Origin of the sequence: Bacillus inaquosorum KCTC 13429, from assembly GCF_000332645.1 — a bacterium.
In the GTDB taxonomy this organism is placed as follows: domain Bacteria; phylum Bacillota; class Bacilli; order Bacillales; family Bacillaceae; genus Bacillus; species Bacillus inaquosorum.
In genome coordinates, this window is record NZ_AMXN01000002.1 from 514,696 (window position 1) to 536,824 (window position 22,129).

The following is a 22,129-nucleotide window of genomic DNA, read 5'->3' on the forward strand; positions in this document are numbered from 1 at the left end:
CGGCTGGAATGGGCCGGCTTGAGACAGTTAGTTTAGTTCAATATCTCCAGATGTTGTACGAACTTTTAAATGGTTAGAGATCCCGCTATCACCTACATAACCTACAATACGGTGCTCTGATTTTTCTTTATACAGGATTTGATCGAGATTGACCGAGGCATCACCGGAGTCAGCCTGAAAATCCACTGCCAAGGATGCAGGTTCTTTCTGATATTCTACGGACACACTTCCGCTCGTAGTGACGATGTCGATTTCTTCGTTCTGATTATCCTGAAGAAGATCAATATCCCCGGAGGTTGTCTTATAGTTCACCTTTTCAGCTGATGTGTCGCTGCTTTTTATTGATCCGCTTGTTGTCTTTACCTCACCTTGGCCGAATGAATTTTGGTCAGCTTGGATATCTCCGCTTGTTGTTTTTAACGTTAGCTCGTTTTTGATGCGTGTATGCTTCACCTCAATATTTCCTGATGTAGAGTCAGCAGCTGATTGATCCGTTTGCGCATTTTCTATCAGAATATCGCCAGAGGTTGTCGTTACGGTTATCTCATCATACTTCTTTTCCGGAATAGTGATTGTGATTTTCATATCCTTTTCGCTGCCCCACGGTATAAAAGAGATGATATTCTCGCGTACTTTTTGATTGATTTTTAATGATTTTCCATCCTGGCTCACATCGAACAGCTTTTTGCTTTTATCGCTGACTTTTCCTTCAGCAGCTACCTGAATATCATCCGTTTGCCCGCTTTTGACCTCTGTATTCATGGAGGTCGTTGTTACCTTAATTTTCTTAATATCTGAAGCATCATATGTTTCGGCAGCTTTCACCTCATCTTTTGTAAAATCCGAGGCAGCTGCAGAGATGACAGCTCCGATTACCCCGACTGCAAATACTGCGATCAATCCTATTATGATCTTTTTCATGTCTGCGCCCCCGTCACCAGCTTTAGATTATATCTGATATATCGTAAACTCATGCCATACAGCAGCTTGCCTAAGTGCCACAGCCCTATACACAGGAGCAGCCCCAGACTCCCAAACACGAGTGATAAAAAAAACTCCAGCATCATGTGCGTATTCATTTGAAACATCACCATGCCGACAAAAATGATCGGTGACACAGAAAGTGCAAGCGCCGCCCCGCATAATCCCACGTACACTCCTAAAATGCCAATAGCCGGTCCCAGCACGAAAATCATATTTAAGAAGCTTATCGCTGCTGCTGAACATGCCATGTGAAAGAGGTTCTTTTTAGGGCGCTGCTCTTCCGTGACATCTTGCATCAATTCCTTTGCAATTTGTTTTGGGGAGCCGAGTTCCCTGATGATGTCCGCTTCTGGCCTGCCTTCTTTGATCCCTTCGGTAATATGTTCTTCAAAATCAAATAAGACCTCATTCCGCTCTTTTTCTGAAAGCGGCTTTAACGCTTTACTCAACTCCTGCAAAAACAGTTCTTGATTCATCGTTCTCCTCCCCTTGCCGTATCAATGATTTGATTGACAGATGCTGTGAACTGATCCCATTCTGCCAGCAGCAGTTTCATTCGCATGAAACCAAGCTTTGACATCGTGTAATATTTTCTGGCAGGCCCTTCGGAAGACGGCGCCATATATGTTTCTAAATACTCTTCTTTCGTCAGTCTTCTGAGAAGAGGATATAAGGTGCCTTCAGCAATCGCCATGTACCTGGAAATGTTTTGAGATAGCTCATATCCGTATTGGTCTTTTTCGGATATTAATACAAGCACACATAGCTCTAATGCTCCCTTTTTAAATTGAGCATTCATCATAAAATCCTCCCTGCGGCTCGTCAATTTTGTTTACATTTTCCACCACTTACCCATATGGTAACATCTACTACTGAACATTACAAGGTACTGAACCATATCTACTAAGAAAAAAAGAAAAACCGGAGAGAGCTCTCCGGTTTTGTTTCTCTTATGACTGTTTTTTCAGGCGGATCACATTCCAGGAAAGCGGCGTGAAATGGGCGGTTACGCCGTTTTCGCTGACAGACGATGTTCCGTTGGAATGCGGGACGACATTTTTTCTGTTATGCTGGTTTGTCGCTTTGATATCCTGATGCTCGAGTACGATGTGCTCTGCGATTTGATAGGATTCAAAACCTCTGAGCGAAATCTCCGTCTCCATCTGGTCCTCAGCTTTATTTACCGCAAAAACGGTGAGTGTTTCTTCCTCTTCGGCGTACACAACAGCGGCATCAACATATGGCACATCAGTAAAATCTGAGCAGTCGTACTTCGGCGAAGAAATAAGCGGTTTCAGTGACTCGCCCCTTCCGTAAACAGAGGCATGCATGTACGGATAGAAAATCGGCTGTCTCCATGCTTCCCCGCCTTTTTCTGTCATGATCGGCGCGATGACATTTACAAGCTGTGCAAGACACGCGATTTTCACACGGTCTGCGTGCTGCAGCATTGTAATGAGCAGAGAGCCGACCAATAAGGCATCTTCAAAATTATAAATATCCTCTAAAATCGGACGCGCAGTAATCCACGGCTCGACTTTTTTATCAGCCTCATTTGAGTGATACCAGACGTTCCATTCATCCAGAGAGAGATTGATTGTTTTCTTGCTGCGTGTTTTTGCTTTTACATAGTCACAGGTTGCAGCGACAGATTTAATAAAATGATCCAGATCCATGGAACGAGCCAAGTAGTTTGGCAGATTGTTATCCCGGTTTCCGTAATACGTATGGAGAGATATATAGTCGACATGCTCGTACGTATGCTCCAGCACCTTCGCTTCCCAATCAATAAAGGTCGGCATGCCGCTGTTTGAGCTGCCGCAGGCAACAAGTTCAATTGATGGGTCAACCCACTTCATGACCTTTGCCGTCTCTGCGGCAAGCCGTCCGTATTCGTCAGCTGTTTTGTGGCCGATCTGCCATGGGCCGTCCATCTCGTTTCCAAGGCACCATGTCTTGATGCCGTACGGCTGTTCATAGCCATGCGATCTTCTTAAATCACTCCAGTAAGAGCCCTTCGGGTGGTTGCAGTATTCAACGAGATTTCGGGCGGCATCTATGCCTCTTGTGCCGAGGTTGACCGCCATATTGACCTCAGTGTTCACCTTTTTTGCCCAAGATAAAAATTCATTTGTTCCCACTTCATTGGTTTCTGTCGTTTGCCATGCCAAGTCAAGCCGTCTCGGGCGGTTTTCGACAGGCCCGACTCCGTCCTCCCAGTTGTATCCGGATAAAAAGTTTCCGCCCGGATAGCGGATAATCGGAACCTGCAATTCTTTGATCAGCGACTGCACATCCTTTCTAAACCCGTCTTCATCCGCTTCAGGATGATCAGGCTCATATATGCCTTCATATACCGCACGCCCCATATGTTCGATAAACGAGCCGTAAATCCGTTTGTCTACTTCACCGATTTTATATTCTTTGTCTACAATCATTCGCGCTTTTTTCATCACACGTTTCCTCCTTCATTAACCTTTGACTCCCCCTACCGTCAGGCCGGAGATAAAGTACTTTTGGAAAAACAAGAAAATGATAATGACCGGCAAAATCGCAAATACTGAGCCGGATATAAGCATGTCATAGTTGTTGCCATAAGGGCTCAGCAAGCTGGACAGCCCAATTGGAAGCGTAAACATTTCTTTCGACCGAAGCACAATCAGCGGCCATAAGAAGTTGTTCCAGCTGTTTAAGGACTGGAGGATAATCATCGCGCCGAAAGCCGGTTTCATCAGCGGCGCCATAATCCTGAAAAAAATTCCGAATTCCGTACAGCCGTCCATCCTTGCAGAGTCCAGCAGATCCCTTGGCAGACCGAGCGCATATTGCCTGAAAAAGAAAACAGCAACAGGTGAAACGATGAACGGCAATATGACACCTGTATACGAATCAATCAAGTGCAGCCCGACAGTAAGCTTAAACAAAGGAAGCATCATCACTTCAAGCGGAACCATCATAATAATCAGCACAAGAACAAAGATGATACTTCTGCCCTTAAAATCATAAACCGCAAGCCCGTACCCGATCATCGAAGAAAAAAACAGAGTGAGCACGGTCGTGAAAAGCCCAAGCACAAGACTGTTAAAAAACCATTTGAAATAAATGCTGCCGCCGTTAAACAGAAATGTATAATTATCAAGACTCATCACTTTAGGATCAATGTCAAGATTCAGCCCCACACGCAAAAGCTCAGATGACGGCTTTAATGATCCTAAAAGCAAACAGAAAATCGGAAAAATATACAATAGGCTCAGCATAATAAAAAACAGGGTCAGCGCGATTCTGTAAACGCTAAACTGAGGACTGTGCCGCAACATTTATCCCTCCCCCTTAAACGAGCCTGACAGCTTTAATGAAATCAGGCTGACAACAAGGATCACAATCAAAAGCACAATGCCGATGGCCGCTCCGTATCCCATTTCATTGTAAGCAAGCCCCTGCTGATACAAATATCCGACAAGCGTCAGACCGATATTACCCGGGGAATTATTTTGCCAAAGGACGTAGCTTTCCTCAAACATCCTGAATCCGCCGATGATGCTGATGGTCAGCACATATACGGTTACAGGCTTGAGAAACGGCAGTGTGATGTGCATAAATTTTTTCATCGTATTCGCGCCGTCTATATCAGCGGCTTCGTATAGCTCTTTCGGCACATTTTGCAGGCCGGCCAAAAAGTAAAGAATGTTGATTCCCATCCATCTCCACGAAGCAAGCAGCACCATCAGAAACATGCCGGTATGTTCGTTGTTCATCCAGTTCTGAGGTGAAAAGCCGAGTTTGAGTAAGATGGAATTGGCCAGCGACGTTTCCATTTCTCCGAAGATCAGCCGAAAAATGATCCCCGCCACTATGGTAGAGGTCAATGCCGGAATGAATAGCGCTGATTTGAATATATTTCTGAATTTGACCAGCTTTGAATTCAGGAATATGGCCAGAAGCAATGGGACAGGAATCAGCACAATCAGCGTCCAAAAGGTGTACTTCAGCGTATTCCAAAGGGCGGTATAGAACGTCGGATTGTTTAGCGCAGTGTAATTTGACAATCCGACAAACGTCACCTCTCCCGGCAATATTCTTTGAAAGCTCATGATGAAGACGCTAATGATGGGGTATAGAAAAAATACGAGAAAGGATAGAACGAATGGCGCTGTAAACAGATAGGGCGCCGCTTTTTTCGAATAAAATAGATCTCGCCAGCCTGATTGTTTCGCAGCTGAAGGAACGGGATGAACCGTTCCCGTTTTCACAGGTTTCATGAGAACCTCCCCGCTTTCACTTTTTGAATGGGATTCTATTTCTGTTTCAGTTCACCTGCCGCTCTGTCCAAGGCTTGTTTAGGCGTTTTTTGCTGAGATTTAAGTGCGTCGAACAGTACGCTTCTGTTGACAAGGTCTGAAGCCTTGGCAAAATCCTCATGTAAATAAATCGGATTGATTTCATCCTTGATATTGAGCAGCACAGAAAAAATGCCTGTTCCGTTTTGGAAGTAATCCGTGTATTTGTTTTTCTCTTTTAATTCCTTGGAGCTCCATACATCCCAGCGAAGCGGATCAAACCCGAGTACGCTCCAGAGCTTTTTGTTTCCTTCTTTAGAGCCCTTCGCAAAGGCCAAAAACTCTTTTGCTAATTCAACATGCTTAGCTTGCTTCGGCACAACAGTTGCCGTACCGCCCAAACCTGCCGAACGGTCGCCTCCCTCTTTCCATGCCGGGAGCGGCCGGATAGCAATCTTCCCTTTCAGGTCAGGCATATAATCTATGAATCTTCCCATATACCAAATCGGCATCAGGACTGAAGCGGCTCCGCCTTGGTTCATAAAGCCGTAGTATTCTTCACTGTGATGCCCCCCGCCCGGCGCAGGAATCATCGTTTTATCATTGATCATGTCTTTTAAATATTGAAGTGTTTTGACGTTGGTGTCGTTATTGAGGATCAGCTTGCCGTTTTTATCAAAATAGCCTGAGTTTTGCTGTGAAATCATGGATAAGAACGTTCCGGAATCATTTGTTTCCACCGTTCCCATCGGCTTCCCGGTCACTTTGCGCACTTTCTGCCCGGCTTTATGGTAATCATCCCACGTTTTAATATCATCAGGATTGACGCCGGCTTTTTTCATAACATCCATGTTATAAAACATGACTGTCGTCCCTACATGAGTATCCAGCCCATAAAGCTTGCCGTTTTTGCTGTACAGGGTAAGCCGCGCCTCTACGAATTTATCGCGGTCCTTTTCAATCAGCGGAGACAGGTCGGCAAGCGGTATGTCAGAGCCCTTCAAAAAGTTTGAAAAACGGGCCAATTCGACATCGGCAATATCAGGGACGCCTTCTCCCGCGATTAAGGAGATAGACAAGTTATCGTGCATTTGCCCATATGGATAAACGACCGTATTCAGTTTAATTTTGCGGTCAGGATATTTTTTGTTCCATTCCTTCACCATTTCTACATAAAACTGCTCATGAAGTCCGTTAAATGTCCAAAAGGTCAGCTCGGTTTCACCCGATTTCCCGGATGATCGTTCTGCTGAACACCCAGCAATGAATAATGTCAGCAGCATCATGAGCACAAGAAAACAGGCAGTCATTTTTTTCATCTGCGTTACCCCTTCCATTCGAGGTGCGGGCTATTCATATAGACCATGATTGATCAGCGTTTTGTTTTCATTGATAATTCTTAATCCGGTGCAGCGGTCTCTTAAGGTGTGGGCGTGTCTAAAGGCATTCTTGACGGAATCCTGTCCGACACCGATTTCGTCAAAAGACGCAGGGCCTCCGGCTGATCTCAGCCAATCGGCCAGCACTTCTCCTTCCGGGAGCGTTTCATAAGCCGATTGAATGGCTTGGCGCCGGTGCGGAGAAAATTCGTTCAGCCCGTCATCCAGAGCGAGCTTTCTGTATGTGTCTGTTAATAAAACAGCGGCACATCCCACCTTTGCCCCATGAAGAATCTGAGGCCGTTTTTTCTCCATTAATTCCATCTCAATCCAATGTGAAATATGATGCTCTCCGCCTGATGCCGGACGGGAATGATCTAAGGCCAGCATGACAAGCCCAGATACAATTAAAGACTCCATTAAAACCCGTATGCCTGTTTCCGTTTTCATCGCAATGTCTTCTGTGTGTTCGATACAGGCATCAAGCGCCTCCTGAACGAGCTTAGCCCCCGCTGGCGAATAAGGCTCGCCGGCAAGATGGCGGGATATTTGCCAATCAGCTAAAGACGTTATTTTACCGAGCATGTCGCCAAATCCTGCCGCCACCATTGACTGGGGTGCCGATTTTAATAGTTCCAGATCAGCAAACAGCGCGGACGGAGCCTTCGTTTGGATGGTTGTCTTCGTACCGTATAAAATAAGAGGCGCCCCGGCTGATGTAAATCCGTCTACAGAAGGAGCAGTCGGATAAGAAATAAACGGCAAATCCCTCTGAAACGCTGCAAAGCGCACGATATCATGAATCGTACCCGAACCGACAGCGATCATGACATCCGTTGTTTTTTTCGTATGGACCAGGACATGAATGAGCGACCGTTCATCAGCCGTCACATCTCCGGCTTCATTTTCCGGAATGATCAGGCACTCGGCCTGAAATCCTTCTTGATTCAGTCGGTTTTCCAGATCAATTCCCGCAATGCGGTGTGTATTCGAGTCGCAGACAAGAACGATATGCTTACCGTTTTTTCTTTTGACATAATCCAATAACGGATCAGCTGCTTGTTTATCGATAACAATTTCTTCAACTTCTATAGGAAACGTCTTTTCTCCGGCGTGTTCAAAAGCACGCTGAACGTCAGCTGCGATATGATTCATAGCAGAATCCCCTCCTCAGCCAATTTGGTTACATCTTTAATGGACTCCAGCACGTAATCCGGTGAGTACAAACGCTGTTCACCCGGTTTCGCAGAACCAGTAAGCACTAAGACGCTTTTCATGCCATAAAGCTTCCCCATCGCAATGTCTGATTCAATGCTGTCCCCGATAATCATGCATTCATGTGCGGACAGCCCCATTGCTGTACAGGCAGCCTCCGCCATCAGCCATGACGGCTTTCCGACAACAAGCTCAGTCTTCGCTTGAGCGGAAGCCTCTATCGCCCCAATCATTCCGGCCACATCGATGGCATTGCCGTCTTCGTTTGGAAAAGAGCGGTCTTTGTTCGTAGCAATAATGCGAGCTCCGCCTGAGGCCGCTTGAAAGGCTTGATTTAGGTCTTCGTACGTAAGCGTTTCGTGAAGGGAGATCACAAGCCAATCCGCTTCCTTCGGTACTTTCGCTTGCTGCACGCCGGCCAGCCTCAGCTCGTCAACCAAGCCTTGTTCTCCGAGCACCCACACCTTTGAAAAACGATAATGGTTTTTCAGAAAAGCTGCTGTCACGCTTGACGAGAGAACAATGTCATTTACGTCCGCATCAATCCCCGCGCCGAGAAGTTTTTTTCTGCACATGGCACGGGAGATATTCCCCCGATTGCTCAGAAAAACGATTTTTTTCCCCATTTCACGAAGCGTATGGATCGCTTCTCTTGCCCCTTCTATCAACTCATTTCCTCTGAAAACAGTACCGTCCAAGTCAAGCAGAATGCCGGCCGGTGACACCACGGAATCATGACTGGCCATAATACGCATTTGCTCCGTGTTTTCGATAAAAATGCTTTTCATGAAGGACTGTATTGATTGGGTTTACATCCTTGTTCAGCATAATGGAGTGATAGGCCATTTCCGCAACCGTTTCTAATACAACTGCGTTATGAATGGCATTTAAGGCATCTGTGCCCCAGCAGAACGGGCCGTGATTATTCACGAGCACACCCGGCACCTGTTCGTAGTTATGTTGCTGAAAGGTTTCCGCTATGACTTTTCCAGTATTCAGTTCGTAGTCATGAATGATTTCTTCATCGTACATTTCTCTTGTACACGGAATCGCACTGTCAAAATAATCAGCATGTGTCGTGCCTAACGGCGGTATATCTCTGCCCGATTGCGCCCAGCTAGTCGCCCATTGAGAATGGGTATGGACAATTCCCCCGATGTTCGGAAAGGCTTTGTACAAATAAACATGAGTAGGTGTATCTGAAGAAGGCTTGAGCGATCCTTCGACGACCTCTCCTTCAAGATTCAAAACAACCAAGTCATCAGCTGTCAGGTCGCTGTATTCGACTCCGCTAGGTTTGATAACAATTCTTTCTTTTTCACGGTCGATGCCGCTGACATTTCCCCATGTAAAGGTTACCAGCTGATGCTCTTGAAGCTTCAGGTTGGCAGCCAGCACTTCTTTTTTTAATGTTTCAAGCATGCTCTATCACCCTTTATGAATTCTTTTTGGCGGCAGTTGAAAATTGAAGATTTTTAATTGTTTTCAGACGCTTCATGACATGGTTTTCTTTTCCGAAATAGTGAACCAGCTCTTTATATTCAGCGTATAATTTTTCATACACCGCAGCGTTTTCGGCGTTTGGCGAATAAGAAATATCTTTCAGTTTTCCCATGTGCGCCGCTGCCTCTTTGATGTCGTCGTATCCGCCGTTTTCTTTACCTGCGGCAAGCGCGCCGAAAATGGCAGATCCTAAGGCAGGGGCTTGCGGGGAACCAGAGATTTTAATGTCCATGTTTGTCACATCCGCATAAATCTGCATGACAAACGGGTTTTTCTCAGCTATTCCGCCGGCTGCGTACAGCTCCTCAATCGGAACCCCGCTTTCTTTGAACGTTTCGATAATCATCCGGGTTCCGTAAGCTGTCGCTTCAACTAGCGCTCTATAAATCTCTTCAGGCTTCGTCAGCAGCGTCATGCCAAGCAGCATTCCTGTTAAATCAGCATCAACAAGAGTTGAACGGTTTCCATTCCACCAATCCAAAGCAAGCAGACCGCTTTCACCCGGCGTTTGAAGGTTTGCCTTCTCGCTCAGCAGTTCATGAATGCCAATGTTTTTTTCCTCTGCTTCCTCTTGATACGCTCGCGGGACACATGTTTTCACAAACCAGTCAAAATGATCGCCAACACAGGACTGCCCGGCTTCATATCCCGCATAGCCGGGAAGAATCCCGTTATCCACGACACCGCACATACCAGGCACGATATGCACCTCTTCGCCCAAAAGAACGTGGCACGTTGAAGTTCCCATAATCATCAGCATTTTCCCTGGCTCTGTGATGCCGACTGCCGGCACCGAAACATGCGCGTCAACATTGGCAACCGCAACAGCCGTCCCCGGAAGAAGGCCTGTGAGCTGTGCCATTTTTTCTGTCAATTCGCCGGCTCTTTCCCCTACTGAATGAATAGAACCTGCTAATTTGTCTTTTGTAATCGTTTTCATTAAAGGATTTAATTTGTCAAAGAAATCATCTGACGGATATCCCGCTTTTTCACTCCATATCGCTTTATACCCCGCTGTACAGTTGCTTCGCTTGAGCGAGCCGCACAGCTGGTACACGATCCAGTCTGCTGCCTCGATGATCCGGTCAGCCGCTTCATATATATGAGGCGCTTCTTCGGCAATCTGCATGACCTTCGGAATCATCCATTCAGAGGAAATTTTGCCTCCGTACCGCTGTAAAAAAGCTTCTCCTTCTTCCTCCGCGATTTGATTGAGCCGATCAGCATGTTTTTGGGCCGCATGATGCTTCCAGAGCTTCACATAGCTGTGCGGCTCCTCTTCATATTCCGGCAGCATGCATAACGGCTGTCCTGCACTGTCAACAGGCAGGATCGTACATGCCGTAAAATCAATTCCGATCCCGACAATGTCTTTCGGTTCAACCCCCGTCTGTTCGAGTAACAACGGAATGGTTGTTTCTAAAACTTCGAGGTAATCAGCCGGATGCTGCAGCGCCCAGTCGCGCGGCAGCTTTTGACCCGTTTTTGGAAGGACGGTATCAATGACAGCATGCCTGTATTCTTTTACAGTAGCCGCCAGTTCCTCCCCTGTTTGGACATGAACGAGCACCGCTCTTCCTGATAAAGTTCCAAAATCAACCCCTATTGTGTAAGCCAAGTGACATCCCCCTCTCTACTTTTGAAGCCGGTAAAGCGCCTCGTTCCATTTTAATTCGTGTTTCAGCTTGTGAATTGTCGTATCACGGGAAATGAGAACACTTTCGATCCCCGCCATTTCCGCCCAATCGAGCATTTGCTCCGCAGTCAGTTCATAAGACAAGCAGGTATGGTGTGCGCCGCCGGCTAAAATCCATGCCTCCGCCGCTGTTTTCAATGACGGCTCCGGCTTCCAGAGAACACGGGCCACAGGCAGATTCGGCATCTCTTTTTCAATTTCCTGGCCGTTGACCTCATTCAAAACAAGGCGGAAACGCCCGCCGATATCAACAAGGCTAGCTTGAATGGCTGTACCGCTGATCCCGTTAAACACAAAACGCGCAGGATCCTCTTTGCCACCAATAGATAGCGGATGAACCTCGATTTTCGGCTGATCCAAAGCGACAGTCGGACACACTTCAAGCATGTGCGAGCCCAGAATCATTTCATTTCCCGGTTCAAAATGATACGTATAATCTTCCATGAAGGACGTTCTTTTTCCTTCAGCCATGATTTTCATCATCCGCACAAGAGCCGCTGTCTTCCAATCTCCCTCGCCGGCGAACCCGTAGCCCTTCTCCATCAGGCGCTGAACGGCAAGTCCCGGCAGCTGTTTCATTCCGTGCAGCACTTCAAACGATGTTGTAAAAGCTGTGTATCCGCCTTGTTCAAGAAAAGCAGTTAAACCAAGTTCAATTTTCGCCTGTTCCTTAATGGACGCTACTTTTGCTTCGTCACGTTTTGTTTCCTCACTGATCACATAAAGCCTGTCATACTCCGCATAGAGTGTGTCAACCTCGTCGTCCGTAATACGGTTCATCACTTCAACAAGGTCTCCGATGCCATATCCGTCAACCTGCCAGCCAAATTGAATATGCGCACCCACCTTGTCTCCGTCCGTTACCGCGACGTGACGCATGTTATCTCCGAATCTAGCAACCTTAATATGTCTGCTTTCATTTAATGCAGCCGCCGTATCCATCCACTGGGAAATCTCTTTCTTCACTTCTTCATCATCCCAATAGCCGGCGACGACTTTCCGGTTCAGACCCATTCGCGAGTTAATGTAACCGTATTCACGATCGCCATGTGCGGATTGGTTGCTGTTCATAAAGTCCATGTCAATCGTACCCCACGGGATATCGCGATTATATTGAGTATGCAGATGCATAAGCGGTTTTTGGTAAGAGGAAAGGCCTTCTATCCACATTTTTGCAGGAGAAAATGTGTGCATCCATGTAATGATGCCGGCGCATGTCTCACTGTACTCCGCTTCCCTTAACAGCTGTCTGATGGTTTCCGGTGAAGTGACGACGGGCTTATGCGTGATTTTATATCTAGAAGAAACCCCGCTGAGCCCCTCACAAATGCTTTTCGCATGCTGATCCACCAGTTCCAGCGTCTCTTCCCCGTATAGGTGCTGGCTTCCTGTTACAAACCAGAATTCATAATCCTTTGTCTGAAGCATGTAAACTGCCCCTTTCACATAAAATAAAACGCTTTCAAACACGAAAAAGATACGTACTAATGACGAAAAATAAATCAATAACTATTAATTTGTACGAACAATTTTATTATAATAATTGACTATTATACTGTCAATCTTTTCTTTTAAAAAAGCCGGGCGCAGCCCCGGCTTTTTCATTCAATAGGAAGGCCAGCCCGAACTCCAATTCAAATCATTGATGAGAAGCTTCGGAATGCCGTTGTCATTGGCATCATAGGCATGACGAACAAGAATGTTTCCATTTACAATATCCTGGCCTCCGGGACCTTTCCATTGGTCGTTTCCGGAATCCAAAATGGTGCCCCCGCCATCCAGCATGCTTTTTCCGCTTTTATCAAGATAAGGGCCTGTAATGCTTTTAGATCTTCCGTAAGCAATTTTGTACGTACTGTTTACCCCGTTACAGCATTTATCAAATGAGACCATTAAATAGTAATAGCCATTTTGATACGTAAGAGTAGGAGCTTCCAGCGCCCCGCCATTATTCGGTCTGGCTGCAATCGAATAGAGCGAGCCTGTCGGCTTCATCGTACTCTTATCAAGCTTGGTCAGCTTAATGCCGCTCCAAAACGAACCAAATGCAAGCCACGGGTTGCCATCCTTGTCGAATGTCAGCTCCGGATCAATGGCGTTATAATTATTGGAGCTTGTCGAACGGATCACCAAGCCTTCGTCCTTCCAGCTCCCCGAACTGATGCTTGTTGAAGATGCCAGTCCGATGGCAGATGTATTGCTTCCAAAAGATGAGACTGAATAATACAGCCAATACTTTCCGTTATAGTATTGGATGTCCGGCGCCCACTGGTTTTGGCCGTAATTCGGCACATAATTGGACCACCACGATAGCGGTGTGCTGAAAATGGATTTTTGTACGGTCCAGTTTTTAGCATCCGAAGACTTCAGAACCCGCAGTCCCCGTTCTTCAGTCAGCCCTGTTCCAAGCGCGTACCACGAGCTTCCCTCTTTGATCATAGTCGGGTCGTGAAGCAGCTCATTGGATGCCCCCCAAAATGCGGCCTCTGCTGGAGCAGCGGAAGTGAATATCAGTCCTGCAGCCAGAGCGGCACTCGAAAAGTGAAAGAAGCGTTTCCATGTTTTTTTCTTTTTCAACTTGTCTAACCTCCTTTAAATTAGAAAGCGCTTACAAATAAAGATTGTTTTATCCTCCCTTCCTTACAAATGAGCTGCGTATCGTATGTCATCATGTTCAGGAAATTTTCGGTATCTTCTTTATTGTAGTCACTCTGCTGTAATTTGTACAGACAAAAAAATAGAACCCGCCCTAACAGGCGGATTCCTCCGTATCTTTATTGGTACGTAATCTCATCAACCGTTTTTCGGTCTAACTTCTTAATGACTTCTGTAATTAATTTTACCGCGTTTTCATAATCGTCACGGTGCAGCATGGCCGCGTGCGTATGAATGTAGCGGGTAGCAATGGTAATGGACAGTGCAGGCACGCCATTTGCTGTCAAATGGATGGCCCCCGAGTCAGTGCCGCCGCCGGCAATAGCATCAAATTGGTACGGAATGCCCGCTTCCTCTGCAGTAGCGACGACTATATCACGCAAGCCTTTATGAGAGACCATGGATGCATCGTAAATGATAATTTGCGGGCCTTTGCCCATTTTGCTTTGCGCTTCTTTCTCGGAAATGCCAGGCGTGTCTCCTGCTATCCCTACATCAACACCAAACGCAATATCAGGCTGAATGGTATGCGCAGCCGTTTTCGCTCCTCTGAGGCCGACTTCCTCCTGCACGGTTCCAACGCCATACACAATGTTTGGATGATCTGTGTTTTGTAAATTTCTTAACACATCAATGGCAATCGCACAGCCGATGCGGTTGTCCCATGCCTTCGCCAACAAGAATTTTTCATTATTCATGACCGTAAATTCAAAATGAGGTACGATCATGTCTCCCGGGAGTACGCCCCATTCTAAGGCTTCTTCTCGGCTTGAAGCTCCAATGTCAATAAACATCTCTTTTATTTCTACTGATTTTTTTCTCGCTTCAGGAGATAAAATATGCGGTGGCTTAGAGCCGATAACCCCTGTGATGTCCCCTTTTTTCGTTACGATGGTGACACGCTGTGCCAGCATGACCTGAGCCCACCAGCCGCCAACGGTTTGGAAACGGATAAAGCCTTTATCAGTGATTTGTGTCACCATAAAGCCGACTTCGTCCAAATGTCCAGCAATCATAATTTTCGGGCCGTTTTCCGCACCTGTTTTTTTGGCAATTAAACTGCCCAGCCGATCTGTTGTGACCTCATCAGCAAATGGTTCTATGTATGATTTCATCACTTGCCTTACTTCTCTCTCATTGCCCGGTATGCCTTTTGCATCTGTTAAATCTTTCAGCATGGTCAATGTTTCATCTAATTTTGCCATGTTCTAAAAACCTCCTTCATCAGTCCTGCATTCTTATTATACAAAACCTGGCGCTAACCATACGACTATTTCACTTGAAAATCGGGTATATGTTTTTAGAACTTTCTTTAGAAAAAGTGAAACCTTTTTCTATGCTCTTCGTATTACATCAGATCATCACAATAAGGGGGGTGCCTTCACACAATGTTTGTCATGGTTCTAAGGATTATATTGCTTGCACTTTTTGCTTATTGTATTTATGCCGCGGTCAAATATGTCGCGAATCCAAAAAGAAGGCTCAAGCTGGCCCAATCAAAAGAACATTTTTATATTATCGATGAACAGAACAATACCCGAAAAAACTTTCAGCTGACGTATAAAGGCGTGCTTTTTGAAGGAGAAAAGCATATTCCTTCCAAGGATCATCCGCTGTTTATCCACACGATCTTTGTCTGGACAGAATCTCCTGAGAAGCTGAAGCATTTCTCTGTAAAAGATTTTGAAAACATTGAAGAAAAAGTGCTGGAACGATATCCAAATTGTAAGATTGACTGGGACCAGCCCATTAAACTCGCAAAAAAAGCAGAAGAGCGCTAAAACGCTTTTCTGCTTTTTATAAATCAAGCGGGCTGTAATAAATGCCGATCAAGATCGCTTCAATCACCAGAAGAAGCGGTACTCCGTACTTAAAAGACGCGTGTTTCGTTTTATGTCTGAAGGTTTGCATGCCGAGCCATACACCGAGCGCTCCAAAAACGATCGCAATCAGCCACAGCCGGTCTTCAGAAATTCTCCATTTATGCTGCTGCGCTTTTCGCTTGTCAACACCCATCACCCAAAAACCGCAAAGATTGATCAGTACCAAATAGACAGCGATAACCATGTTGCCTCATCCTTTATATAAAAAAGCCGCTCTGCTGGAGAGCGGCCTTATATGATTACTTGTTTAATTGAGCTTTAGCAGCATCAGCAAGCTGATTGAATGCAGTAAGATCGTTTACAGCAAGATCAGCAAGCATTTTACGGTTTACTTCGATACCAGACAGCTTAAGACCGTGCATTAAACGGCTGTAAGAAAGACCGTTCATGCGAGCAGCTGCGTTGATACGAGTGATCCAAAGCTTACGGAAATCACGTTTTTTCTGACGACGGTCACGGAAAGCATAGTTTCCAGATTTCATGACCTGCTGGTTAGCTACTTTGTATAATGTATGTTTTGAACCGAAATAACCTTTTGCTAATTTAAGAACCTTTTTACGACGCTTACGTGTAACAGTTCCGCCTTTTACTCTTGGCATTAAATTTCCCTCCTAATTGTTCCTTGTCCGATTACTTGATGTTAGCAAGCATTTGTTTGATACGTTTGAAGTCTCCTGCGCTTACAACAGCACTCTTGCGAAGCTTACGCTTTTGCTTTTGAGATTTGTTGGCGAATAAGTGACTTGTGTACGCATGAGAACGTTTTAACTTCCCAGAACCTGTCTTTTTAAAACGTTTAGCAGATCCGCGGTGAGTTTTCATTTTTGGCATGGGATTTCCTCCTTATTGCTTTTCGTTTTTCGGCGCGAGCATTAAGAACATGCTGCGGCCGTCCATTTTTGGTTTTGTTTCGACAGTCGCAACCTCAGCACATGCTTCAGAAAAACGGTCTAACACACGCTGACCGATTTCTTTATGAGTGATTGCGCGTCCTTTAAAGCGGATAGAAGCTTTTACTTTATCGCCTTTTTCAAGGAATTTAATCGCATTGCGCAATTTCGTGTTAAAGTCATGCTCATCGATTGTCGGACTTAACCGAACTTCTTTTAAGTTAATGATTTTTTGATTCTTGCGTGCTTCTTTTTCCTTTTTCTGCTGCTCAAATCGGAACTTACCGTAGTCCATGATTCGGCAGACAGGCGGTTTTGCATTCGCTGCAACTAACACAAGGTCAAGATTTGCGCGGCCGGCGATTTCAAGTGCTTCCTGACGGGACTTGATTCCCAGCTGGTCGCCATTTTGTCCGATTAAACGGACCTCACGTGCACGGATACCCTCATTAACCAATTGATCTTTGCTAATAATGAGCCACCTCCATAGTTTCTTCGAATTGATTCACAACTCATTTTGACTGCATTCTGCAGGCAAACAAAAAGTGCGGGCATTATAAAACACCCACACTACGAACATCTGTATCAATAAAAATGTACGGTCAACCTGCCAACTACATGCATGTGTCAATCAGGTGAGAAGCGGGTGCTTCTGCTTGTGATTTATATTCAATTCAATAACTATTCTACACAATACCGGATCTTTAGTCAAGGACGACTTATCCGGAACAACTTTTACATTGTAACATGGGTTTTCTATGAGTGCAAGAGAGAAAAAGAAAATCTTTCATCCTCATCCAGAATGGAAAGTTTCTGAACCGCTTAGCCACGCATCAAGTGTTCTGTTGAATAAGCTCGGTTCAGCCTGCGGTGCTACATGACCGATCCCCGAAATGCTGAAAGTAGCTGATTTGCTGTTCCCACATCCAGCCGCTGACACCCCGCCATGAATAAAGACCATGAGCCGAGGATGGTAAACACCTGATTCTATTGTATATAGAATCAATAGTCTCCTTCCATCCTTCTCCTTATTTCGCAGCTTCCCATAAAACCACTGACAGGAAAAAATGTAAAGTAAAGTTAATCCCTAACCGATATAAGAAGCAGAAGGGAGTCTGACACATGAACAAACTGATACAGCTTGCTTTATTTTTCACATTGATATTAACCGGTTGCTCGAATAGCAGCACATCTTCTGAACCAAAAGCTGAAACGGTTAAGACAGCCGTAGTATTTAATCAAAAGGAACTAGAGAAAGAGCTGAAAAAACTAAAACCCGTTTCACTGGACATGGATTTCGAGAGTCCACTCGCTGCTGAGTTAGGAAAGCGGAAGGCAAAAGAAGCAGCCGAGAAGCAAAGACAGATCGCAGCCGAGAAAAAACGTGAAAAAGAGCGGGAGGCGAAACGAAAGAAACAGCAGGAGGAAGCAGCGGAGAGACAGCGATTGGCAGAGAAGCAGGCTGCAGAGAGACAGCGATTAGCGGAAGCGGAAAGACAAGCTGAACTTGAAAGACAGCGGCAGGCAGCAATCCAAAAAGAACAGAAAGCGAACGCTGAAAAAAAGCGGCAATCGCAGGCACAACGGCAGCAGACCGAGGCACCCTCATCTAATAGTCAAGATCCACCTTCTTCCTCGAGCCAGACGGATAAAACCATTCAACAGCCAGCTTCAGAGCTTCCTGATGACGATGGTTATGGTTATGAAGAACGAAAAAAGTGGCATGACGATCAAGTGGAATGGGGCATTAAACAAGGGTATATCGATCCCGAAGACGCACCATAAAAGAAAAAGCCAAGGCATTCAGCCTTGGCTTATCCTCCGATCAGCTGCATGAACACAGGTATGACCAGAACCGTTACCACTCCCACTACGACAACAGCAATACTTGCCATCGCAGCTTCAACTTCTCCCATCTCGATCCCGACAGCTACACCGAGTGCATGTCCGGACGTTCCGAGTGCCAATCCTTTAGAAATCGGATTCTTTACTTTAAACACCTTCAAGAACAATGCTCCGAGCGCATACACAATGACAGCGTTAAAGATGACCGCAAAGGCAGTGATATCGCTAATGCCTCCGATATCTTTTGATAAAGGAAGCGCAATTGCCGTTGTTGCCGCCTGCGGGAGCATACTTTTCATCACGGCCGCATCGAGGTGAATCCCTTTTGCGAGCAAATAAACAATCGTGACAGAGCAGATAGAGCCGACAATAATGGAGGACATGATTTGCCACCAGTATTTTTTCAGCTTATCTCTTTGTTTATACAAAGGAATTGCAAAAGCGATCGTCGCCGGTTCAAGGAAAAACTTAATGATTTCTCCCCCGTTATTATAGTCCGCGTAGGAAAAACCGCCGATTTTTAAAAATGCGATCCCAAGCACCATGGCAACAAACAAAGGAGTGAAAAGGAAGAAGCCTTTCGTTTTCTTAAATAAAAAGGTGCCGATGCCGAATGCAGCAAGTGATACGACAATTCCGAAATAAGGACTCATTGTGCTTTCCATCTGAAGAACCTCCTTTTTCCTTAATGGTGAACGAGTTCTTTATTGTTCTGCGGGCTTTGCACTGTTTTTGTTTTCACGTCCGCTGCGGTTTTGCGTTTTCCGCTCAGCGAAAGAATCAGCTGAGAAAACAATCCCGTAGCCCCCAGCAAAATAATCGTTGCGAGCAGAATGACAAGAACAATTTGTAGACCGTATTGCTGCATCACGCCAAGCGAATTCATAACAGATATACCAGACGGAACAAATAAAAATCCGATCAGAGAGGTTAAAGACGTTCCGAGCGTTTCTACTTGTTCCAGTTTAATGACTTTCAAACATAATAGGAGAAATAATAAGACCAACCCTACAACCGATGCCGGGATAGGGATTGGGACAATAGCGGCAATCATATTTGAAACCAGCATAATGACGGCAAAAATAAATGCTTGTGTTAAAAACCCGTACACTTTTTTAGCACTCATTTTCTTCACCTCTTTCTCTTTGGTACCCCCATTATAAATAAGAATCCCTTGTTATAAAGCGCTTACAAGATAACATGCCGAATAGCGGGACTGAGTTGCAGAAACAAATGGCTGAAATGCAAAAAGCCGCCCATCAAATATGGAGCAGCTTTTTCAATTCCTTCGCATATGTCCGGCTGACCGGTATTTTTGATCCGTCTTTCATAATCAGGTTATAGGTTGAATTAAACCACGGCTGAATTTCTTTAATATATTCGGTATTGACGACAAAGCTCCGATGGACGCGGATAAAACCAGCATCAGACAGCTTTTTCTCAATGACAACGAGCGTATCGCTGACCGTATACGATGTATCGAAGGTTTTTACATTGACGTGACCATCTTCCGTTCCGGCATAGATAATGTCCTTCGTATCTACGATCACTATTGATTCTCCTACAGATAGTGCGAGTTTGTGCTGGCCGGAATGACTGCTCTGATCTGTTTCAACAATATCCCGATTGACTTTTTTATATTTTTTCAGCGTTTGCTGAATTCTTTCCTCATCGAAAGGCTTGGTTAAATAATCAAGGGCGTCCACCTCAAATGCTTTGAGCGCATACTGGTCATATGCCGTCGCAAACACAACAGCAGGAGGATGCTTCATTTTCTTCAACCGCTTTGCGATATCAAAACCGTTTTCTCCGGATAAATCAACGTCTAAAAACAGCAAGTCAGGCTTTTGATCCATCATTTGGTCAAAAGCAGATTCTATATTTTCCGCTTCATTGATTTCCATTTCCTCATTGGTCCGCTTGAGCAAGTAAGCCAGTTCATCCCTTGCCAGCATCTCATCATCAACTATTAACACCCTGAGCATGTTCTTCTCCCTCTTTCATATGTTGCATTGGCACTCGAAAGGAAACCTCTGTCCCTTTCTGAACCTCACTCCTGATATTCAGTGCGGCCTGCTGTCCGAATAAACCAATCAGCCGCTGATTCAGGTTATAAAGCGCTGTACCGGTGCCCTCCTTAGACGGAAACGGTTTCTTTCCCAGCTCCGGAAGGATGTCTGGCGGAATTCCCCGTCCGTTATCCGTCACCTTCATATAGACGGATGTATCATCAGATAAGACACAGACCGTAACTTTGCACATGTCTTGTTTTTTCGGAAACGCATGCCGAAGCGCGTTCTCCACTAGCACCTGTAAAACAAACGGTGGGATTTCAATCTGCTCCAGCCTGCTGTCGATATTGAGCTCAATCTTATATTTCCCGGGAAAACGCGCCTGTTCTAATGATAAATAGGCGTGAAGGTGGTTCAGCTCCTTTGAGAGCGGAATCAGCAGCTGTCTCGCTCCTTGAAGGTTTGAACGAAAATAAACGCTGAGCTGCAATAAGAGCTTACGGGTTTTTTCAACATCCGTGCGGCATAACGCAGAAATTGTATTGATCGCATTAAATAAAAAATGCGGATTCACCTGTGCTTGAAGCGCTTTGATTTCAGCATCCTTGAGAAGCTTGCTTTGCAGCTCTGCTTCCCCAAGCTCAAGCTGTGTCGAAAACAGCATGGCCAGCCCCTCAGCAAGCTCCTCCTCTACCTGACTCAGGCCTGCCGGGTTTTTAAAGTACATTTTTAAGGTGCCAATTGTATTTCCGTTTGATGTCAGCGGCAGGACAATTGCCGCGTGCAAAGGGCATTCAGAATGTGTGCATTCAATCTCTTCCTGTGAAATCGCCTTCATAATTTGCCCTGTTTTAATCACCTTTTTGGACAGGCCGGTGATCAAGCTTTTTGATGGGATGTGATGATCCATTCCCGCGCCGACATGCGCAAGGATCTTTTCTTTATCAGTGAGAGACACCGCATCCGTTCCGGTGAGCTTATGGATAATAGCCGCTACACTTTTACAGGAGTTTTCATTTAATCCTTGGCGAAAAAATGGAAGCGTCTGGTCAGCAATCGTCAGTACTCTGTGCGTTTCAAGCGCCCTTGCCTGCTCTTCCTTGCGAATGATCGCTTGAATAATCGACAGGAAAATAAAACTGCCTGTCCCATTGATGAGTATCATCGGAATCCCGATCATGCTGACAAGCTCCCAAGCGTCACTGAACGGCTTTGCCGTCAGCAAAATAATCACCATCTGCAGTGACTCCATGCCGATTCCCACAAGAGCGGCGACACGCGGTGTCGGCATTCGGTAGCGCTTCGTAAAATACCTGCCGATAAAGCCGGCAAGAACACCCGCTAAAACGGATGATACCGCACAGCTTAAGGCCGTGCTGCCGCCGAGCGAAAAACGGTGAAGGCCTGCCAGTATACCGATCCCCGCTCCTACAAACGGACCTCCGAGAAGGCCTCCGATTTCCACGCCTAAAATACGGGTATTCGCAATAGAGCCAGACGGATCTATCGCAAACACCCAGTCATTGTTTACAATCATATTTTTTTGAATTTCAATGCCTGTATAATTGCTGATGATGCTGAAAAGAGAAAAAATAGAAATTAAAACCGCTTTTCCTTTATAGCCGTCCTGATTTTGCAGCGCTTGTCTGAACAGCTTTGTATGGGCGAGAATGAACCCCAATATAACAATAATCCCTACCCTCTCAAGCATCATAATCATTAAATGAATCATGCATGTCACCTGTTCTTTCCATTTTCATTCTAGCATGTTTTCGGTCCATGAATTTCAT

25 protein-coding genes and 1 other annotated feature are annotated in these 22,129 nt (G+C 45.5%); of the genes, 2 read left to right on the top strand and 23 right to left on the bottom strand.

What is annotated here, in order from left to right:
* Positions 1-27: 27 nt before the first annotated feature.
* From BSI_RS13940 to BSI_RS13875, 14 genes are all read right to left on the bottom strand, one after another.
* The gene (locus BSI_RS13940; protein WP_003237702.1) at positions 28-921 is read right to left on the bottom strand and encodes a DUF4097 family beta strand repeat-containing protein; all 894 of its coding nucleotides are present in this window, start codon (positions 919-921) and stop codon (positions 28-30) included.
* Complete coding sequence (locus BSI_RS13935; RefSeq protein ID WP_003237704.1) at positions 918-1,460, bottom strand: HAAS signaling domain-containing protein; 543 nt, start codon at positions 1,458-1,460, stop codon at positions 918-920. Before BSI_RS13935 ends, BSI_RS13940 begins: the two co-directional genes overlap by 4 nt.
* A complete protein-coding gene (locus BSI_RS13930; protein ID WP_019259126.1) occupies positions 1,457-1,783 on the bottom strand; it encodes a PadR family transcriptional regulator in 327 nt (108 codons plus the stop codon). Before BSI_RS13930 ends, BSI_RS13935 begins: the two co-directional genes overlap by 4 nt.
* A gap of 151 nt (positions 1,784-1,934) precedes the next feature.
* On the bottom strand, positions 1,935-3,437 hold the full coding sequence (gene abfA / locus BSI_RS13925; protein WP_003237707.1) for an alpha-L-arabinofuranosidase AbfA: 1,503 nt from the start codon (positions 3,435-3,437) through the stop codon (positions 1,935-1,937).
* An 18-nt stretch (positions 3,438-3,455) separates the two neighbouring features.
* A complete protein-coding gene (gene araQ, locus BSI_RS13920; protein ID WP_003237708.1) occupies positions 3,456-4,301 on the bottom strand; it encodes an arabinooligosaccharides ABC transporter permease AraQ in 846 nt (281 codons plus the stop codon).
* Positions 4,302-5,243 (bottom strand): arabinooligosaccharides ABC transporter permease AraP, encoded by a 942-nt coding sequence (gene araP, locus BSI_RS13915; protein ID WP_003237710.1) that lies wholly within the window; start codon positions 5,241-5,243, stop codon positions 4,302-4,304.
* A 35-nt stretch (positions 5,244-5,278) separates the two neighbouring features.
* The gene (gene araN / locus BSI_RS13910; RefSeq protein ID WP_003237712.1) at positions 5,279-6,580 is read right to left on the bottom strand and encodes an arabinooligosaccharides ABC transporter substrate-binding protein AraN; all 1,302 of its coding nucleotides are present in this window, start codon (positions 6,578-6,580) and stop codon (positions 5,279-5,281) included.
* 30 nt (positions 6,581-6,610) lie between these two features.
* The gene (egsA, locus tag BSI_RS13905; RefSeq protein WP_003237714.1) at positions 6,611-7,795 is read right to left on the bottom strand and encodes a sn-glycerol-1-phosphate dehydrogenase; all 1,185 of its coding nucleotides are present in this window, start codon (positions 7,793-7,795) and stop codon (positions 6,611-6,613) included.
* Positions 7,792-8,610 (bottom strand): sugar-phosphatase AraL, encoded by an 819-nt coding sequence (gene araL / locus BSI_RS13900; RefSeq protein ID WP_080030812.1) that lies wholly within the window; start codon positions 8,608-8,610, stop codon positions 7,792-7,794. The genes egsA and araL overlap by 4 nt, the downstream gene beginning before the upstream one ends.
* Positions 8,588-9,277, bottom strand: a complete 690-nt coding sequence (gene araD / locus BSI_RS13895; RefSeq protein WP_003237718.1) for an L-ribulose-5-phosphate 4-epimerase — start codon at positions 9,275-9,277, stop codon at positions 8,588-8,590. Before araD ends, araL begins: the two co-directional genes overlap by 23 nt.
* A 13-nt stretch (positions 9,278-9,290) precedes the next feature.
* Positions 9,291-10,976: a ribulokinase gene (gene araB, locus BSI_RS13890; protein WP_003237719.1), complete on the bottom strand. Its 1,686-nt coding sequence runs from the start codon at positions 10,974-10,976 to the stop codon at positions 9,291-9,293.
* Positions 10,977-10,991: 15 nt separating this feature from the next.
* On the bottom strand, positions 10,992-12,482 hold the full coding sequence (gene araA, locus BSI_RS13885) for an L-arabinose isomerase (protein ID WP_032731924.1): 1,491 nt from the start codon (positions 12,480-12,482) through the stop codon (positions 10,992-10,994).
* A gap of 177 nt (positions 12,483-12,659) precedes the next feature.
* Positions 12,660-13,631 carry an arabinan endo-1,5-alpha-L-arabinosidase AbnA gene (gene abnA, locus BSI_RS13880; RefSeq protein ID WP_003237724.1) on the bottom strand — a complete coding sequence of 324 codons (972 nt, stop codon included), beginning with the start codon at positions 13,629-13,631 and terminating at the stop codon, positions 12,660-12,662.
* Between the two features lie 197 nt (positions 13,632-13,828).
* Positions 13,829-14,914, bottom strand: coding sequence for a M42 family metallopeptidase (locus BSI_RS13875; protein ID WP_003237726.1), 1,086 nt, complete (start codon positions 14,912-14,914; stop codon positions 13,829-13,831).
* A 183-nt stretch (positions 14,915-15,097) separates the two neighbouring features.
* Between BSI_RS13875 and ysdB the strand changes: the two genes are divergently transcribed.
* Positions 15,098-15,490, top strand: a complete 393-nt coding sequence (ysdB, locus tag BSI_RS13870) for a sigma W pathway protein YsdB (protein WP_003237728.1) — start codon at positions 15,098-15,100, stop codon at positions 15,488-15,490.
* A gap of 16 nt (positions 15,491-15,506) precedes the next feature.
* Here ysdB and BSI_RS13865 read toward each other — a convergent pair whose 3' ends face one another.
* The 5 genes from BSI_RS13865 to BSI_RS22735 form a co-directional block, all read right to left on the bottom strand.
* Positions 15,507-15,776: a DUF1294 domain-containing protein gene (locus tag BSI_RS13865; RefSeq protein WP_003237730.1), complete on the bottom strand. Its 270-nt coding sequence runs from the start codon at positions 15,774-15,776 to the stop codon at positions 15,507-15,509.
* A gap of 55 nt (positions 15,777-15,831) precedes the next feature.
* Positions 15,832-16,191 carry a 50S ribosomal protein L20 gene (gene rplT, locus BSI_RS13860; protein ID WP_003222420.1) on the bottom strand — a complete coding sequence of 120 codons (360 nt, stop codon included), beginning with the start codon at positions 16,189-16,191 and terminating at the stop codon, positions 15,832-15,834.
* Positions 16,192-16,222: 31 nt separating this feature from the next.
* Complete coding sequence (rpmI, locus tag BSI_RS13855) at positions 16,223-16,423, bottom strand: 50S ribosomal protein L35 (RefSeq protein WP_003222418.1); 201 nt, start codon at positions 16,421-16,423, stop codon at positions 16,223-16,225.
* Between the two features lie 12 nt (positions 16,424-16,435).
* Positions 16,436-16,957 carry a translation initiation factor IF-3 gene (infC, locus tag BSI_RS13850; protein ID WP_010886591.1) on the bottom strand — a complete coding sequence of 174 codons (522 nt, stop codon included), beginning with the start codon at positions 16,955-16,957 and terminating at the stop codon, positions 16,436-16,438.
* Positions 16,958-17,015: 58 nt separating this feature from the next.
* Positions 17,016-17,146: a sequence feature (ribosomal protein L20 leader region), on the bottom strand.
* 129 nt (positions 17,147-17,275) lie between these two features.
* Entirely contained in the window at positions 17,276-17,488 is a 213-nt protein-coding gene (locus BSI_RS22735; protein ID WP_032731925.1) for a hypothetical protein, read from the bottom strand.
* A gap of 116 nt (positions 17,489-17,604) precedes the next feature.
* Here BSI_RS22735 and BSI_RS13845 point away from each other — a divergent pair, with 116 nt between their 5' ends.
* Complete coding sequence (locus tag BSI_RS13845; RefSeq protein ID WP_003237734.1) at positions 17,605-18,267, top strand: hypothetical protein; 663 nt, start codon at positions 17,605-17,607, stop codon at positions 18,265-18,267.
* A 29-nt stretch (positions 18,268-18,296) separates the two neighbouring features.
* On the opposite strand, the gene lrgB is transcribed toward BSI_RS13845, so the two are convergent.
* The 4 genes from lrgB to lytS all read right to left on the bottom strand — a co-directional run bounded on the left by lrgB (position 18,297) and on the right by lytS (position 22,071).
* The gene (lrgB, locus tag BSI_RS13840) at positions 18,297-18,992 is read right to left on the bottom strand and encodes an antiholin-like protein LrgB (RefSeq protein WP_003237736.1); all 696 of its coding nucleotides are present in this window, start codon (positions 18,990-18,992) and stop codon (positions 18,297-18,299) included.
* 20 nt (positions 18,993-19,012) lie between these two features.
* Positions 19,013-19,453: an antiholin-like murein hydrolase modulator LrgA gene (gene lrgA, locus BSI_RS13835; protein WP_003237738.1), complete on the bottom strand. Its 441-nt coding sequence runs from the start codon at positions 19,451-19,453 to the stop codon at positions 19,013-19,015.
* Positions 19,454-19,586: 133 nt separating this feature from the next.
* Positions 19,587-20,312, bottom strand: a complete 726-nt coding sequence (gene lytT, locus BSI_RS13830) for a two-component system response regulator LytT (RefSeq protein ID WP_003237739.1) — start codon at positions 20,310-20,312, stop codon at positions 19,587-19,589.
* The gene (lytS, locus tag BSI_RS13825) at positions 20,290-22,071 is read right to left on the bottom strand and encodes a two-component system sensor histidine kinase LytS (protein ID WP_003237741.1); all 1,782 of its coding nucleotides are present in this window, start codon (positions 22,069-22,071) and stop codon (positions 20,290-20,292) included. The genes lytT and lytS overlap by 23 nt, the downstream gene beginning before the upstream one ends.
* Between the last annotated feature and the right edge of the window lie 58 nt (positions 22,072-22,129).